General features: G+C 66.1%; 11 protein-coding genes and 1 riboswitch. Of the genes, 6 read left to right on the top strand and 5 right to left on the bottom strand.

The annotated features are described in order from the left end of the window. Positions 1–81: 81 nt before the first annotated feature. Together BMY71_RS14410 and typA are read right to left on the bottom strand one after the other, a co-directional pair. Positions 82–1,326 (bottom strand): flavin monoamine oxidase family protein, encoded by a 1,245-nt coding sequence (locus BMY71_RS14410; protein WP_092684552.1) that lies wholly within the window; start codon positions 1,324–1,326, stop codon positions 82–84. Between the two features lie 117 nt (positions 1,327–1,443). Continuing rightward, on the bottom strand, positions 1,444–3,267 hold the full coding sequence (gene typA / locus BMY71_RS14405) for a translational GTPase TypA (RefSeq protein WP_011501124.1): 1,824 nt from the start codon (positions 3,265–3,267) through the stop codon (positions 1,444–1,446). 683 nt (positions 3,268–3,950) lie between these two features. Beyond that, positions 3,951–4,148, top strand: a riboswitch (cobalamin riboswitch). 105 nt (positions 4,149–4,253) lie between these two features. Here typA and BMY71_RS14400 point away from each other — a divergent pair. Beyond that, positions 4,254–6,527 carry a TonB-dependent receptor gene (locus BMY71_RS14400; RefSeq protein WP_092684550.1) on the top strand — a complete coding sequence of 758 codons (2,274 nt, stop codon included), beginning with the start codon at positions 4,254–4,256 and terminating at the stop codon, positions 6,525–6,527. Positions 6,528–6,529: 2 nt separating this feature from the next. Continuing rightward, positions 6,530–7,978, top strand: a complete 1,449-nt coding sequence (locus BMY71_RS14395; protein WP_092684548.1) for a PepSY domain-containing protein — start codon at positions 6,530–6,532, stop codon at positions 7,976–7,978. Positions 7,979–7,990: 12 nt separating this feature from the next. Here BMY71_RS14395 and BMY71_RS14390 read toward each other — a convergent pair whose 3' ends face one another. Next, entirely contained in the window at positions 7,991–9,433 is a 1,443-nt protein-coding gene (locus tag BMY71_RS14390; RefSeq protein WP_092684546.1) for a TAXI family TRAP transporter solute-binding subunit, read from the bottom strand. A 170-nt stretch (positions 9,434–9,603) separates the two neighbouring features. Between BMY71_RS14390 and BMY71_RS14385 the strand changes: the two genes are divergently transcribed. Then, positions 9,604–9,909, top strand: a complete 306-nt coding sequence (locus BMY71_RS14385; RefSeq protein ID WP_092684544.1) for a 4a-hydroxytetrahydrobiopterin dehydratase — start codon at positions 9,604–9,606, stop codon at positions 9,907–9,909. A gap of 86 nt (positions 9,910–9,995) precedes the next feature. Beyond that, the gene (locus BMY71_RS14380) at positions 9,996–10,370 is read left to right on the top strand and encodes a YkvA family protein (RefSeq protein ID WP_092684542.1); all 375 of its coding nucleotides are present in this window, start codon (positions 9,996–9,998) and stop codon (positions 10,368–10,370) included. 22 nt (positions 10,371–10,392) lie between these two features. Here BMY71_RS14380 and BMY71_RS14375 read toward each other — a convergent pair whose 3' ends face one another. Beyond that, a complete protein-coding gene (locus BMY71_RS14375) occupies positions 10,393–11,028 on the bottom strand; it encodes a TetR/AcrR family transcriptional regulator (protein ID WP_244526058.1) in 636 nt (211 codons plus the stop codon). Between the two features lie 150 nt (positions 11,029–11,178). Between BMY71_RS14375 and BMY71_RS14370 the strand changes: the two genes are divergently transcribed. After that, positions 11,179–13,332, top strand: a complete 2,154-nt coding sequence (locus tag BMY71_RS14370) for a phytoene desaturase family protein (protein ID WP_092684626.1) — start codon at positions 11,179–11,181, stop codon at positions 13,330–13,332. 170 nt (positions 13,333–13,502) lie between these two features. On the opposite strand, the gene BMY71_RS14365 is transcribed toward BMY71_RS14370, so the two are convergent. Further along, on the bottom strand, positions 13,503–14,477 hold the full coding sequence (locus tag BMY71_RS14365) for an NADPH:quinone oxidoreductase family protein (protein ID WP_011501132.1): 975 nt from the start codon (positions 14,475–14,477) through the stop codon (positions 13,503–13,505). Between the two features lie 304 nt (positions 14,478–14,781). Here BMY71_RS14365 and BMY71_RS14360 point away from each other — a divergent pair, with 304 nt between their 5' ends. After that, a complete protein-coding gene (locus BMY71_RS14360) occupies positions 14,782–15,345 on the top strand; it encodes an invasion associated locus B family protein (RefSeq protein WP_244526057.1) in 564 nt (187 codons plus the stop codon). Positions 15,346–15,533 lie beyond the last annotated feature (188 nt).

The raw sequence follows: 15,533 nt of genomic DNA, 5'->3' as shown, positions 1-15,533 counted from the left end.
GCTTTGCGATGGCGGACGAAAACGTTCCGCACTGCAGCGCCCGGGGATCGCCGGAAGATCACTCCGGCTTTCGCGCTGTTACTACGCGTGGCCGATGATCTCCCTTGCCGCCCGCTCACCCGAGTCCCTCGCGCCGTGGGCGGTGGAGAAGAATTGCGGCGAGGTGGCTTCGCCGGCGAAGAACAGCCGGTCGTCGACCGGCGCGGCCAGCACCGCGCGGGCGCCGGCGTGGCCGGGCAATGCGTGCGAGTAGGAGCCGCGCGCGAACGGATCGCGCGTCCAGCGCGATTCCGCGAGCGGCTTGAGCTTGCGGCGGATGTCGTTGCCGAGCAGGCCGGCGATCTCGTCGATGCTCTGCGCCGCCAGTGCGCCGTCGCCGGCCTGTTCCAGTTCGCGGGCGAAGCGGCCGCCGAAAAATCCCTCGACGCCGTCGTGGCCGAACGGCCGCAAGTGATAAGTCCCGATCGCGGTGCGCATGGTCGCGCCGCGCAGATTGCCGTCGGCGGGAAAGTCGTTCGGATCGGATAGTTGCAGCATCACCTTGGCGTCGGCCCCGAGCGGCAGCCCGCGCGCCGCCGCGAGCTTGTCCGGCAGTTCGGGCGTGAAGCGGATCGCCTCGTCGGCGATCAGATTGGTCGGCACGGTGATTATCACCTTGCCGGCGGTGAGCGTGCCTTGCGAGGTTTCGAGCTTCACCTGCGGGCCGGAATGATCGATCACGCTGACCGCGCAATTCAGCGCGACCGGGCAGTGCGCGCCATAGGCCGCGATCAGCGCGCCGTAGCCTTCGCGAATCCGCCAGTTGATGCCGGTGTCGCGATAGGCCTCGACGTCCTTGACCGACACGCGGTCCAGTTCGGCGCCGTTGACCCAGGTCGACACCGCGTCGATCATCGCGTTCCAGCGATTGCCGGGCTCCAGCAACGTCGCAGCGGGCGCATCGGTCTTGCGCTTTGCGGCGCGCCAGACGCGCTCGTAGAAGGCGTCCAGCGCCTTGCTGAACGCGGCGCGCTCGCGCGGCGGAAACACGTCGCCGAAGCTGCGCTCGCTCCACGGCGGATGAGTGGTATCGATCTCGACGCTGAGGTCTCTGGCGATCCCGACGAACGAATTCTCGTCTGCCGAATGCAGCCAGCCGCAGCCGACATCGAAGGCGATCCCGGGCGTCACCATTCTGGTGAAGGCCCGGCCGCCGATCCGGTCGCGCGCTTCAAGCACGATCACCGACAGGCCGGAGTTCTCCAGCGTCCGCGCCGCGCCGAGGCCGGCCGCGCCCGCGCCGATGATGGCGATGTCCACGGAAGAGGGAAAGCGTTGCTGTGGCATGGTTCGAAGCTCTTACCATGTCGATCACGGCGCTTCGATGTCGCCGGCGAGTGCCCGACATGAAAATGCCCGGCACGAAGCCGGGCATTGATCATTCGGAGACTGTCGCCGATCGGATCAGGCCACGGCCTGCTTCGACTTCTCGGCGCGCTTGCGCTCATTGGCATCGAGGTGGCGCTTGCGCAGCCGGATCGACTTCGGCGTGATCTCGACCAACTCGTCGTCCTCGATATAGGCCAGCGCCTTTTCCAGCGTCATCCGGATCGGCGGGGTGAGGCGAACCGCCTCATCCTTCGAGGTGGTGCGGATGTTGGTGAGCTGCTTGCCCTTGAGCACGTTGATCTCGAGATCGTTGTCGCGGGTGTGCTCGCCGACGATCATGCCCTTGTAGACCTTCCAGCCGGGCTCGATCATCATCGGGCCGCGGTCTTCCAGCTTGAACATCGCGTAGGCGACCGCCTCGCCCTGATCGTTCGAGATCAGCACGCCGTTGCGGCGGCCCTGAATCTCGCCGCGATACGGCAGGTAGTTGTGGAACAGCCGGTTCATGATGGCCGTGCCCTTGGTGTCGGTCATCAGTTCGCCCTGATAGCCGATCAGGCCGCGGGTCGGCGCGTAGAACACCAGCCGCAGCCGGTTGCCGCCGGACGGGCGCATCTCGATCATCTCGGCCTTGCGCTCGCTCATCTTCTGCACGACGACGCCGGAGAATTCCTCGTCGACGTCGACCACGACTTCCTCGATCGGCTCCAGCAGCTGACCTTCCTCGTCGCGGGTCAGCACGACGCGCGGACGCGACACGCTCAGTTCGAAACCTTCGCGGCGCATGTTCTCGATCAGGATCGCGAGCTGCAATTCGCCGCGGCCGGACACTTCCATCGCGTCCTTGTCGGCGGCCTCGACCACGCGCAACGCGACGTTGCCTTCGGCTTCGCGCAGCAGGCGGTCGCGGATCAGGCGGCTGGTGACCTTGTCGCCTTCGGTGCCGGCGAGCGGCGAGTTGTTGACGATGAACGACATCGACACGGTCGGCGGATCGATCGGCTGGGCCTGGATCGGGGTGTCGACCGACGGATCGCAGAAGGTGTCGGCGACGGTGCCCTTGGTGAGCCCCGCGATCGCGACGATGTCGCCGGCTTCGGCGATATCGAGCGGCACGCGCTCGAGGCCGCGGAAGGCGAGGATCTTGCTGATCCGGCCGCTCTCGACCAGCTTGCCGTCGCGCGACAGCACTTTGACGGTCTGGTTCGGCTTCACCGTGCCGGACGCGATCCGTCCGGTGATGATGCGGCCCAGATAGGGGTTGGCTTCGAGGATGGTGCCGAGCAGACGGAACGGACCTTCTTCCACCGACGGCGACGGGACGTGCTTCATCACCAGTTCGAACAGCGGACGCATGCCGTCTTCGTGGCTGCCGTCGGGCTTGTCCGACATCCAGCCGTTCTTGCCCGAGCCGTACAGGATCGGGAAGTCGAGCTGCTCGTCGGTGGCGTCGAGCGCGGCGAACAGGTCGAACACTTCGTTGACCACTTCGGTCACGCGGGCGTCGGAGCGGTCGACCTTGTTGATTGCGACGATCGGCTTGAGGCCGAGCTTCAGCGCCTTGCCGACCACGAATTTGGTCTGCGGCATCGGGCCTTCAGCGGCGTCGACCAGCACGATCACGCCGTCGACCATCGACAGGATGCGTTCGACCTCGCCGCCGAAATCGGCGTGGCCCGGCGTATCGACGATGTTGATATGCGTGTCGTCCCACACCACCGAGGTGCATTTGGCGAGGATGGTGATGCCGCGTTCGCGCTCGAGATCGTTCGAGTCCATCGCGCGCTCGACCTGGCGCTGGTTGTCGCGATAGGTGCCGGACTGCTGCAGCAGCTTGTCGACGAGGGTGGTCTTGCCGTGGTCGACGTGTGCGATAATGGCGATGTTTCGGATGTTCATGGTTCTCTGTCGGGTCCTGCGGGCCTGGTGCCGGTCATCAGCGCGATCGCAGGCAAGCCGCGGAAGGCGCCCGAGGCGCGCCGCAATTTGCCTGTGCCTGAAACGCGCGGGGCAATTCCAAAAAACAGGCCCGGCCAAATGAGGGCCGGGCACTTGCACGCGTTGCGACGCAATATAACCAAAAACAGCGAAAAAACAATGACGATCGGGGATTTGTTGTTTTCCCGAGCGGCGCCCGAGGCTTGGCAGCGCCGAGCCTGACCGTCCCGTGACACCTCCCGTCATTGTCGCGCTTCGGCTTGGGGGCAGTCTTTCGATACCTCAGCTCAGCTTCATCGTGCCGGCAACGTTCGCAGCGCCCGTGCCACCTGCATTCAATCCAAGGCCGACCGGAAGGAGGGGGCGTGCGGGGCGCGCTTGCGCGTCGAAAATGTAATGTTATAACATTACATCCAGCATTGCTTCTGTTTTTCTCACCGAGGCTTCAAGCGATGGTTCAGACGCGTCCGGTCGCCCTGTCCGGATTATCCGACGCAGCCCACTCGCTGATTCGGATGACTCCCGAGCGCGCCGGCGGACGGGCCGCCACGATCGATGAGGCCCCGGCGCGAACAAGGGTGCCGCCTTCGAACGACTTTTGGGGAATGCGGGGCCGCGTTCGTTGACAGTGTTTCGTTACTCCCGATACGGTGAACATCGACGGTTCCCGCAAGGGATCAATAGGGAATGCGGTGAGGATTCTCGCGAATCCAATTCCGCGGCTGCCCCCGCAACTGTAAGCGGCGAGCCTTTCGCCAAGCGCCACTGGGCTTCGAGCCTGGGAAGGCGGCGAAAGGCAGCGACCCGCGAGCCAGGAGACCTGCCGTCGTCGTGGTCACACGCGAGCACATTGGGCGGGGTGTCCTGGTGGGTGTCGAACTGCAGCCCGAATGGCTGCGGCGAGGCTTTCGTTCGCGGTGACGTACCACGTTAACCGCGAGTCCTTGATGTCTCCCTCCCAAACTGCTTCCGGGCGCAATCGTCGCCTGTTGTGCTCTGTCGCCGTTGTCGCATTGCTCTGGCCAACCAACGGCTGGACCCAGATCGCCGCCATCTCTCGCGGCCTCGATCCGATCGTGGTCGAGGGCCAGACCGCGCGCGCCGCCAAGCCGCGCGCCGCGACCCGATCCAGCGCCAGCGCGGCGCGTGCGCAGCGTGCTGCGACATCGCCGGCCGCGACCAATCCGGCCGCCACGCCGTCGCCGACAGCGTCGACCGCACCGACCTTCAACCTCGGCGCGCCGGCGAGCAGCGCCAGCCGACTCAACCTGACGCCGCTGCAGACGCCGGCGAGCGTCGAAATCATCAAAAGCGAGACCATCGCCGAGCGCGGCCAGCGCAATGTGATCGACGCGGTGACGCAGAACGCCACCGGCTTCACCGCGAGCCCTCAGCCCGGCAATGGCGGGTTGTCGTTCACCACCCGCGGCTTCGCCGGCAACGGCACGGTGATGTCGCTGTATGACGGCACGCGGATGTATGTCGGCGCCGGCACCATGACCTTCCCGTTCGACACCTGGACGGCGCAGCGGATCGAGGTGCTGCGCGGCCCGGCCTCGGTGATGTATGGCGAGGGCGCGATCGGCGGCGCCATCAACGTGATCTCGAAGAAGCCGCTCGCCATCCAGCGCAACGAGGCCGAGATCTCGCTCGACACCAATCTGACGCGGCGGCTCGCGGTCGACAGCGGGGGGCCGATCAACCCGAACGTCACCTACCGGCTGGCGGCGATCGGCAACATGTCCGACGGCTGGGTCGACCGCGACAATACCTCGAACGTCGCCGTTTCCGGCTCGGTGCGGGTGCAGGCCGCCGACAACCTCGCTTTTACGCTGAGCGAGGACTACGCCGATCGCAGCCCGTCGCGCTATTTCGGCACGCCGCTGGTGGGCGGCCGGCTCGACGAATCGCTGCGGTTCCAGAACTACAATGTCGGCGACGCCGGCATCCGCTATCGCGACAACTGGACCCAGCTCAAGACCGAGTGGGACGTCTCCGACAGCGTCTCGGTCAAGAACGTCAGCTATTATCTCAGCAGCCATCGCCACTGGAAAAACGTCGAGAGCTACGCCTTCAGCCCCACGACGGGAAACATCAACCGCAACTCCTATATCGAGATCTTCCACGATCAGGAGCAGATCGGCAGCCGAACCGACGCGACTTTCCGCGGCCATCTGTTCGGGCTCGCCAACCAGTTCGTGGCGGGCTTCGACGTCAACCGGATCGCGTTCACGTCCACCAACAACTCGCCTTATGCGGGCGCGTCGTCGGTCTCGCGGTTCAATTTCGATCCGGGCGCGTTCCTGCCTGTCAGCCCGACCCGGCCCGGCTTTCATACGCTGACCACGCAATACGGTGTGTTCGCCGAGAACCGCCTCAGCCTGACCGATCAGTTGGCGGTGGTCACCGGCATCCGTTCCGATCAGCCGACCGTCGAGCGCACCGACTTCCTGACGCCTTCGGCGAGCTTCGAGAAATCCTATTCGGCGCCGAGCTGGCGCGCCGGGCTGGTCTACAATCCGATCCCGGATTTTGCGATCTACGGGCAATATTCGACGGCGGTCGATCCGGTCACCAATCTGATCACCATGACGGGCGTCAATCGCGATTTCGCGCTGTCGACCGGCAAGCAGATCGAGGTCGGCGTCAAGCAATCGCTGGCCGGCGGCCGCGCCGAGTGGACGCTGGCGGGTTATCAGATCGTCAAGAACAATCTGCTGGCGCGCGATCCGCTCAATCCCGCCAACACCAACCCGCTGCAGATCGGCCAGCAATCCTCGCGCGGCATCGAGGCGTCCGCCGGGCTCATCGTCGTGGACGGGTTGCGGCTCGACGCCAACGTCGCCTGGCTGCGCGCCCAATATGACGACTTCACCCAGGTGGTCGGCGGTCGGGCCGTGAACTATGCGGGCAATGTGCCAGCCAACGTGCCGCAACTGGTCAGCAACATCTGGGCGACGTGGGCGTTCGCGCCGAACTGGTCGGCCAATGCCGGCGTTCAACTGGTCGGGCAGACCTTCGCCGACAACGCCAACACGCTGACGCGGCCGGCCTACGGCCTCGTCAATGCGGGTCTGAGCTGGAAGCCGGATACGCGGCAGACGCTGTCGCTGCGGATCTACAATCTGTTCGACACGGTCTACACGACGTCGGGCAACACCACGCAATGGATGCTCGGAATGCCGCGCACCGCGGAGCTCTCGTACAACGTCAAGTTTTGACGATGCGTCGCGTCGTTCGGCGGCTGAAGCGGTGGCTGTATCTCGGCCACCGCTGGCTCGGGATCGCGAGCTGCGTGCTGTTCGCGATCTGGTTCGTGTCCGGCGTGGTGATGATGTATGTCGCGTTCCCGAGCTTCGACACGCGGGAGCGCTGGGCGTCGCTGCCGGACCTTGCCTTGAGCAAGGTCCGGCTCGCCCCCGATCAGGCGATGGCGGCGGCGGAGCTGAAACGCTATCCGCGCGAATTGCGTCTGGTGATGCAGAACGATGAGCCGGTGTACCGGCTGCTCGGCGCGGACGGGCGGCGGCAGGCGATCTCCGCCGTCGATGGCCGCGTCCTCGGCGACATCACCGCCGAACAGGCTCTGGCGGTGGCGCGATCTCATCCCGCCGCCGTCGCGCCGCGTCTGCTCGGCGTCGTCGAGCGCGACCAATGGAGCGTGACCGCGCGGTTCGATCCGTTGCGGCCGATGTTCCTGATCGGGCTCGGCAACGACGCCGGCACCGAGCTTTACGTCTCGCAGCGGAGCGGCGAGATCGTGCTCGACACCACGCGGCACGAGCGGGTCTGGAACTGGCTCGGCGCGATCCCGCACTGGATCTATTTCACCGCGTTACGCCAGGACGCGCCGCTGTGGCGGCAGGTGGTGATCGGGACTTCGGGGATCTGCGGTCTGGTCGCCGTCAGCGGGATCTGGATCGGTCTGTTGCGCGCCGGCCTGCGCCGCCGCTATGCGGCGGGTCGGATCACGCCGTATCGCGGCTGGATGGCGTGGCATCATCTCACCGGCCTCGTCGCCGGCGTGGTGGTGCTGACCTGGATGTTCAGCGGCTGGCTGTCGCTCAATCCGTTTGATCTGTTCACGCGGCGCGGCGACGCCCGCGAGGCGTTGCAGCGCTATGCCGGCCACGATGCGCCGACCGTCGCGGCGGCGCTTCCCTCCCGCGATCGGCCGGGCGTGGTGGAGGCGCGCTTCATCTGGGTCGGCGGCGCACCGCTGATGCTGCTGGCGCATCGTGCCGGATCGCAGAGCGTGGTCGATCCGACCAGCGGTGCATCGCGGACGCTGTCGCAGGACCGGATCTTCGCCGCCGCGGCGCAGCTCTTGCCCGAGGCGACGATGACGCTGCAGCAGCGGCTCGATCAGCCCGACGTCTATTGGTACGCGCATCATCTTCAGCGGGTGCTGCCGGTGCTGCGCGTCGGCTTCGACGACGTCGCGGAAACCTGGTTTCACCTCGATCCCCTCAGCGGTGAGATTCTCGGGCGCAGCGATCGCGGCTTGCGCGTCCGGCGCTGGCTGTTCAACGCGCTGCACAGTTTCGACTTCCCGCTGCTGCTGGCGCACCGGCCGGCGTGGGACATCGTGGTGATCGGCTTGTCGCTGGCGGGGCTGGTGGTGTCGATCAGCGGCGTCGTGATCGGCTGGCGGCGGCTCGTGCGCGGCTGACCGCGCCAGTTCTCACACTACCTGCGGCCGCGCCGGGCGAACAATCGGCGGCGCCGGCGGGATCGTCGACAGCAGGATCCTGCGATCGACCACCGCGTTGTGGAACTGCTCCAGCGCGATGCTGAAGGCGGTCAGCGACGCGCTGTCGATCGCGCCGTTCTCGTAGCAGGTCAGCGTATCGCGCAGGATGGCGTCCGCTTCGGTCTGCATCGCGTCGAGTTCGTCGGAAACATCGCAGCGCCGCGCCGCGGCCAGCATGTCGAGCAGCCGGTCGCGCTGCGAGACGTTGGTGTTACGCTCGTCCTTGCGCAGATAGCTGGCGAACCACGCGCCGAGCGAGCCCGTCGCCGACAATCCGATCAGCGAGAACCAGATCAGATCGCCGTAGCGATCGAGGAAGCTGCGTTCCTCGCCGTCGACATAGGCGGCGGCGCCGGCCTGCACCGGGATCACCGCATCCTTGTCGGTGTCCGGAGTTTCGATCATCGCCGCGAGCGGATTCTCCGAAATCACGTTCTGCCGCGCCGTGAACAGCTGCTGCGTGAAGGTGGCGATCGTGCTGTCGGACGCGCCCTCACGCGCGACGATGTAGTGCGAGAAGCTGATGGTCTTGATCTCGCTGTCCGGTCGCGCCGGAGCGCCGCCGAACGCGCCTGCCGGGATCGCGGCGGATTCGTAGGACGGATGATTGGCGGCGAGCGCCTCCGCCGAATCGATTCCGAGAAACACCGGCTCGGCCCCGCCATGCGCGGTGGCGGCCAGCGCCTCGCTGATCACCTTGCTGTTCAGCGGGCCGGCGGCGATGAAGGCGTCGACCTTGCGGTTCTGCGCCGCATCGGCGACGTCGGCGGTGGTGAGCTGGATGCTCTCGACCTTGGTCGGATCGACGCCGTATTGCTGCAGGATCACCCTGAGCAGTCCGGCATTGGCCTCGGTGCGGCCGATCACGCCGACGCGCTTGCCGACCAATTGGGTGATGCCGGTGAGTCCCGGGACGGCCTTCTTGCGCTTGCCGCCTGCAGGCTTGCCCGGCGCCCACAGCACCGCGACGTTCTTGTGCAGCACCGCCACCGAGCGAGCGTTTCGCGGCACCGGCAGGTCACCGCGGATAACGGCGAGATCGGCGGCGTCGGTTCGGATCGCCGACGCGCTCGCCGCCGGCCCGTCGGTGACGACCGGGCGCATCCGGACATTGTTGCGATCCCGGTGAAACGCCTGCGCCAACGCCTGAATCAGCCGCAGATCGTCGCCGCCTTGCGGCCCGACCGCAATCTTCAACGTCGCCGGCCGCATCGCGAAGTAATAGGCAGCGCTCACCGCGCCGATCAGCGCCAAGATGGCGGCCAGCGAGACCAGGGTCATTCTCCGGCGCACCGGGCGCGGAGAATTGTGCAGCAACGGGTCCACGCGCTCGGGCTCGTCCATCGACCGGGTGAACAATCGCTTGAAATCCATCCCCGGTCAGAACCCCTTATTAGCAGTTCCGAGACTGCCCGAGACTTTTCGTTTCGCTGTTCCATCCCGATATGGTGAACGGCGGGCGAAAAACGATCTGGCTCGCACTTTGTGGCCGAGTTCGGCGCGCAGCGGCGCGGGTCGATAAATTTGACGTGAGGAGAACCACCATGGTCGAGCGATTGGCGGCGGCGGAACGGCACAAGGCGCTGCAGGGCGTGCCTGGCTGGAGCGAGGTGAATGGCCGCGAGGCGATCGCCCGCATTTTCACCTTCAAGGACTTCAACGAGGCGTTCGGCTTCATGACCCGCGCGGCGCTGGTCGCCGAGAAGAACGACCACCATCCCGAATGGCGCAACGTCTACAAGACCGTCGAGGTGGTGCTGACGACCCATGACGCGGGCGGCGTCACCCGCCGCGACATCGACCTCGCGAGCGCAATGGACGCGATCGCACGGCAATTCGGCGCCGCCTGACGCCCGGCGAAGCTTGCGGCGGGGCCGGCAAATCCCCAAATCTGCATGGATCGACGACTGCATTCCGCAGCGGCGGAGGAGTTCCGATGACGACAGAACATAGTGTGGGTTTCGAGCCTGCCGACAAGCTCGCGCAGGATCCCGAGACGCTGCGCCGGCGGTTCTGGCACAAGATCAAGCGGGTGGCGGTGCATCTGCCGTTCGCCGAGGACATCCTCGCCGCCTATTATTGCGCGTTCGATCACCAGACACCGCGGCACGTCCAGGTCGCGCTGCTCGGCGCCATCGCCTATTTCGTGCTGCCGTTCGATTTCATGCCGGACATCCTGCCGATCCTCGGCTTCACCGACGACGCGGCGATCCTCGCCACCGCGATCCGCATGGTGGCGAGCAACATCACGCCGACGCATCGCGAAGCCGCCCGAACTGCGATGCGGCGGGGCCTCGAGGAACAAGCCTGACGGCTCGGCTTCGGTCTGCGCCTCACTCCGTCTCCATCATCCGACGCAGCACGCGGGTCGCCATCGCGGCCTTTTCGGCAATGGCCTCCGGCGTGAGCGGCCGCTCGGTGCCGAGCAACGTCTGCAGCGGACTGATTCCGATCAGCACCGAGAAGAACACGTTGATCAGCATCGCCATGTCGTCGCGGCGCAGGATGCCGCGCGCCGCCGCCTGATCGAAAAACCGGGTCACGCCCAGCACCACCGGCAGCCGGCCGCTGGCGTCGAGTTCGCGCGCCACCGCGCCGTCGCCGCGGCCGCCTTCGGCGATCGCCAGCCGATACATCGCCATCCGCTCCGGATGCAGAAACTCGGCGAGAAACGTGGCGCCGAACTGCTGGATCGTGGTGAGGAACTGCTCACGATCCTGCGGCGCCGGCAGGTCGGGCGAGGGCTGCATCTTGAGGCTGCCGTAGCGGATCAGCGCCGTCAGAATGTCCTGCTTGCTGGCGAAGAATTCGTACAGCGTCCGTTTCGAGGTCCGCGCCCGGCGGACGATCTCGGCGGTGGTCGCAGCCTCGAAGCCCTTCTCGACGAAGATCTCGAAGGCCGCCTCCAGGATCGCCGCCCGCCGCGGGTCGGCGGATTTTTTTTCTTGTTCAATCAGATCATTAGGCATTGTTGTCACAGGTCTTGAGATTCCGGTACCATTCAGTACCGATCTTGCTATAAATTCGGTACCCGATGGTACCGAAACGTGGCCCGGCGTCAATGTTGCGGCGTCGCCAAGGCTTCAGGGCCAGGGTCCATGATCAGCCCGGAGGCAACGATGCAGACCTTCCTGACGGTGAAACTGGTGCTGGCGCCGTTCGCGCTGTTCTGGGCGCTGCTTGCAACGCATCACCCGGACTGGGCGATCGGCGCGGGGCTGTTGCTGTCGCTGATCGGCAATGGCTGGCGCGCCTATCGGGGCGAATTGTTCGTGCTCGAAGCCGGCGGCCTCGTGCTGTTTCTCGGCCTTGCCGGATTGCTGATCGCAGCCCCCGATCTGGTTGCATCCAACGCGCTGTGGCTGTCCTTCGCCGGCCTGTCCGCGATCAGCGCGCTCAGCCTGCTGGCGTGCCGTCCGTGGACCGCGGACTATGCCCGCGCCGCCTATCCGGACAATGCCGGCACGCCGCAATTCTTCGTCATCAACGCCGCGATCACCGCGTTGTGGGCGGTGCTGTTCGGCGCGATCGCCGCCTGCCGCTATTCCGACGCGCCGGGCGAAGTGATCACCGCGATCGTCACGGCCGGCGCGCTGATCTCGATCTTCGGGCCGAAACTCGCGATCCGCTTGGTGCTGCAGCGGCTGGCGGCCTCGCAGGAAACCTTCCGCTGGCCGGCGCCGTCCTTCGCCAAGCAAGACACCGCGGACGACGGCGCCGATTGCGACGTCACGGTGATCGGCGCCGGCATCGGCGGGTTGACGGCGGCCGCATTGCTCGCCGACGCGGGCCTGAAGGTCAAAGTATTCGACCAGCACGTCGTCGCCGGCGGCTACTGCCACAGCTATCTGCGCAAGGCGCATCATCGCAACAGACCGGTGGTGTATCGCTTCGACGCCGGGCCGCATGACTTCTCCGGCGTTCATCCGGGCGGACCGTTCAACAGCCTGCTGCAACGGCTCGGCGTCGCGGACCGGCTGCAGTGGGAGCGGGTGACCCACAGCTTCCATCTGGCGGGCGGCGCGATCGACGTGCCGCCGGACTGGCGGGACTATGTCGCCGTGCTCGGCAAGAAATTTCCCGACAGCGCCGGCGGCATCGCAACACTGTTCGACGAGATCAAGGCGATCTTCGACGACATGTTTTCAACCGCCGCGAGCCGCGGCGGCGTTCCCGGATCGCCGGCGACGATCGACGAGTTGCTCGCCTTTCCGCGCGCGCATCCGCACGCCTACAAATGGATGGACAGGCCATTCGCCGACCTCGTCGCGGCGCATGTCAGTGACCCCAGTGCCGTGGGATTCATCAATGCGTTGTCCAGCTATATCGGCGACGGCAGCGAGCCGCCGAGCTGTGCACGGATGGTGCCGATCTTCGGCTACTACTTCCATGGCGGCTCCTATCCGCGCGGCGGCTCAGGCGTCGTCGCCGACGCGCTGGTCGACGCGATCGCGGCGCGCGGCGGCGTGGTCCGGCTGAAGACGGCGGTCAAGCAGATCCTGGTCGAGAACGGCCGCGCCAGCGGGGTGGTGCTGGCCAATGGCGACACGGTGCGCGCCCGGGCGGTGATCTCGAATGCCGACATGAAGCGCACGCTGCTCGAACTGGCGCCGCCGGATGCGCTGCCGCGCGGCTATTGCGACGATCTCGCCAAAGCGGCGCCGGCGAATTCCTGTTTCAGCGTGCATCTCGGCGTCGATTTCGTGCCGGAGCTTCGTCCATCGACGCATCTGCACGCGCCGATGAAGCTCGGCATTGCGATGATGTCGAAGCTCGATCCCTCCGCCGCGCCGGCCGGCCATTCGATCCTGTCGCTGATCGCCTTGGTGCCGCACGCGGAGGCGCAAAGCTGGTTTCCAGACCAGGGCGGCGGCAACGACTGGAAGGAGTGGCGGCGTTCGGAGGCGTATCTGCGGCGCAAGGAAGAACTTGGGGACCGGATGGTCGCCGCCGCCGAAACGGTGATCCCCGGCCTGTCGCAGCATATCGTCTATCGGACCGATGCAAGCCCGGTCACCTATGCCCGCTACGACTGGGCCAGCGCCGGCTCGATCTACGGGATGTCGAGAGCGGGACAGTTGAAGGGATCGAAGTCGCCGCTGCGCAATCTGGTGATCGCCGGCGGCGGCAATAGCGGCGCCGGCGTCGAGGCGGTGGTGATCTCCGGCGCAAATGCCGCCGAAGCGCTGCTGCCGGGATTGCTGAGCCGGCCGGCCTCAGCCGCAGGCGTTCGACAAGCCGCTGTCATCGCGCCGGTGCTGACGCCGGCGTAGCGCGGAGGCCGCAGGGCGGGCTAGAGCTTTTCCGGTTCTGAAAGAATCAGAACCGGAGCTCTCACTTTTTGGTCTGACGCGTTTTCTTCACGCGAACCGGTTTCCACTTCGCTCGAAAACGCTCCAACGCTCAGAGCGTCACCCGCCCTCCGAAGATCACGCGCCGCCGATTACGGATGCAAGATCACCTTGCCCATCGCCTGGCGGCCGCCGAGCACTTTCAGCGCGTCGGCGGTTTGCGCCAGGGGGAAGGTGCGGTCGACATGGGAGGAGATCTTGCCCTCCGCGGTCCATTGCACCAGTTTCTCGAGATTGGCGCGGTTTTTGGCCGCGTTCAGCCGCGTCCACGCCCCCCAGAACACGCCGCGGATGTCGCAGCCTTTCAGCAGTGCGAGGTTGAGCGGCATCTTCGGAATGTCGCCGGCGGCGAAACCGATCACCAGGAAGCGGCCTTCCCAGGCGATCGAGCGCAATGCGGCCTCGGCGTAGGTTCCGCCGACCGGATCGAAGATGATGTCGACGCCCTTGCCGCCGGTCAGCTTCTTCAGGCCCTCTTTCAGGTCTTCCTTGGCGTAGTTCAGCGTCAGCTCGGCGCCATGCTGCCTGGCGAATGCGAGCTTCTCGTCCGACGAGGCGCAGGCGATCACCTTGAGACCCATCAGCTTGCCGAGTTCGCAGGCGGCAAGCCCGGTGCCGCCGGCGGCGCCGAGCACGGCCAGCGTCTCGCCCGGCTTCGGGCTGGCGCGATCTTCCAGTGCGTGCAGCGCGGTGCCGTAGATAATGATGATGCCCGCGGCGCGGTCGTAGTCGAGGTTGTCCGGAATCTTGACGATCGAGGCGGCCGGCAGCGCGATCTTCTCGCGCGCGCCGTTATGGCCGCACGACGCCACCACGCGGTCGCCGACCTTGAGATCGGTGACGCCGTCGCCGATGCTCTCGATCACGCCCGCGACTTCCGCGCCCGGCGAGAACGGAAACGGCGGCTTGATCTGGTACTTGCCCTGAATCATCAGGATGTCGAAGAAATTCAGCGCCGCCGCCTTGATTGCGATCACCGCTTCGCCGGGGCCGGCGACCGGATCGGGCACGTCGGCGAGAACGAGATCGTCGGGACCGCAATATTGCTGGCAGAGAATGGCTTTCATCGGCTCACCTGACCTTCTGGCTCGAGACAGTTGTGAACTTCTTGCCGGATTTGCGCAGTGGGGACAATCGGTTTCGGGCCTGCGGCGCGCGCGCGCGGCGGTCGTTATGGCAGGATTTGCAGGCGCTTATTCCGTGATGCGGAGCGCGCCACGGCGAGGCGCTTGCAGGTTCCGATGGTCCCGCCCGACGCCTTTCCAGAATCGACCATCCCGGCTATTCCGGGTCGCGTGATTAGGCGAATCGCGCAAGCCATTTTGCAGTCACAATAATGAGGGACCAGACTTGCCCATGAGCGCGAGGCGAATGCTGATTGCCGCAGTTGCGGGGGCGATGGTGTGGGGCGCGGGCAGCGCCGCGCTGGCGAAGCCCGAGTCGAAGGGCGCGGCCGCCAAGCCGGCGTCGACCGGGAGCGTCGGCGCCGAGCCGACCCTGATCGGCCAGTTCGGCATTTGGGGCGCCTATATGGCGGCGCCGAACGGCAAGAAGGTCTGCTTCGTTCTCGCCAAGCCGTCCTCGTCCAAGACCACGCCGGCAAACCGGCCGCGCGATCCGGCCTACGCCTTCATCTCGACCCGTCCTGCCGAGAAGGTGGTCAACGAAGTCTCGGTGATGATCGGCTACCCGCTGAAGCCCGGCTCGGAATCCACCATGGAGGTCGGCGGCGCGACCTTCGCGATGTATACTCAGGGCGACGGCATCTGGATCAAGAACGCAGCCGAGGAAGAGCGGCTGGTCGAAGCGCTGCGCAAGGCTCCGGAGGTGACCGTCAAGGGCGTCTCCGCCAAGGGAACCGCCACCGCCGACACGTTTTCGCTGAAAGGCCTGGCGCAGGCGCTCGACAAGGTGGCGCAGAACTGCGGCGGCTGAGGTCGAGCCATCTGATTCGGCCGGCGCCAGCCGCGATTCGCGGCTTTGCAGAACCGTCGGAAACGCTTATCTGAGACGAGCTTTCGAGCCGCGGACGTCCGCGCTCGTCCCTCACGATGAGGAGTCCGCCGTGGCGGACGCCTCGAACCGTGAGGCCGAAGACCCTCCTCATCCTTCGAGACGCGGCC

This window comes from Rhodopseudomonas pseudopalustris (assembly GCF_900110435.1).
Lineage (GTDB): Bacteria > Pseudomonadota > Alphaproteobacteria > Rhizobiales > Xanthobacteraceae > Rhodopseudomonas > Rhodopseudomonas pseudopalustris.
Note: the sequence above shows the minus strand (reverse complement) of the source record. Positions and strands in the feature narration are given on the sequence as shown.

Coding starts and splice junctions, on each gene's coding strand:
- BMY71_RS14375 (WP_244526058.1), bottom strand. CDS start 11,028: ATGCCTAATGATCTGATTGAACAAGAAAAAAAATCCGCCGACCCGCGG.
- BMY71_RS14380 (WP_092684542.1), top strand. CDS start 9,996: ATGACGACAGAACATAGTGTGGGTTTCGAGCCTGCCGACAAGCTCGCG.
- BMY71_RS14365 (WP_011501132.1), bottom strand. CDS start 14,477: ATGAAAGCCATTCTCTGCCAGCAATATTGCGGTCCCGACGATCTCGTT.
- BMY71_RS14370 (WP_092684626.1), top strand. CDS start 11,179: ATGCAGACCTTCCTGACGGTGAAACTGGTGCTGGCGCCGTTCGCGCTG.
- BMY71_RS14400 (WP_092684550.1), top strand. CDS start 4,254: ATGTCTCCCTCCCAAACTGCTTCCGGGCGCAATCGTCGCCTGTTGTGC.
- BMY71_RS14395 (WP_092684548.1), top strand. CDS start 6,530: ATGCGTCGCGTCGTTCGGCGGCTGAAGCGGTGGCTGTATCTCGGCCAC.
- BMY71_RS14390 (WP_092684546.1), bottom strand. CDS start 9,433: ATGGATTTCAAGCGATTGTTCACCCGGTCGATGGACGAGCCCGAGCGC.
- BMY71_RS14385 (WP_092684544.1), top strand. CDS start 9,604: ATGGTCGAGCGATTGGCGGCGGCGGAACGGCACAAGGCGCTGCAGGGC.
- typA (WP_011501124.1), bottom strand. CDS start 3,267: ATGAACATCCGAAACATCGCCATTATCGCACACGTCGACCACGGCAAG.
- BMY71_RS14360 (WP_244526057.1), top strand. CDS start 14,782: ATGCTGATTGCCGCAGTTGCGGGGGCGATGGTGTGGGGCGCGGGCAGC.
- BMY71_RS14410 (WP_092684552.1), bottom strand. CDS start 1,326: ATGCCACAGCAACGCTTTCCCTCTTCCGTGGACATCGCCATCATCGGC.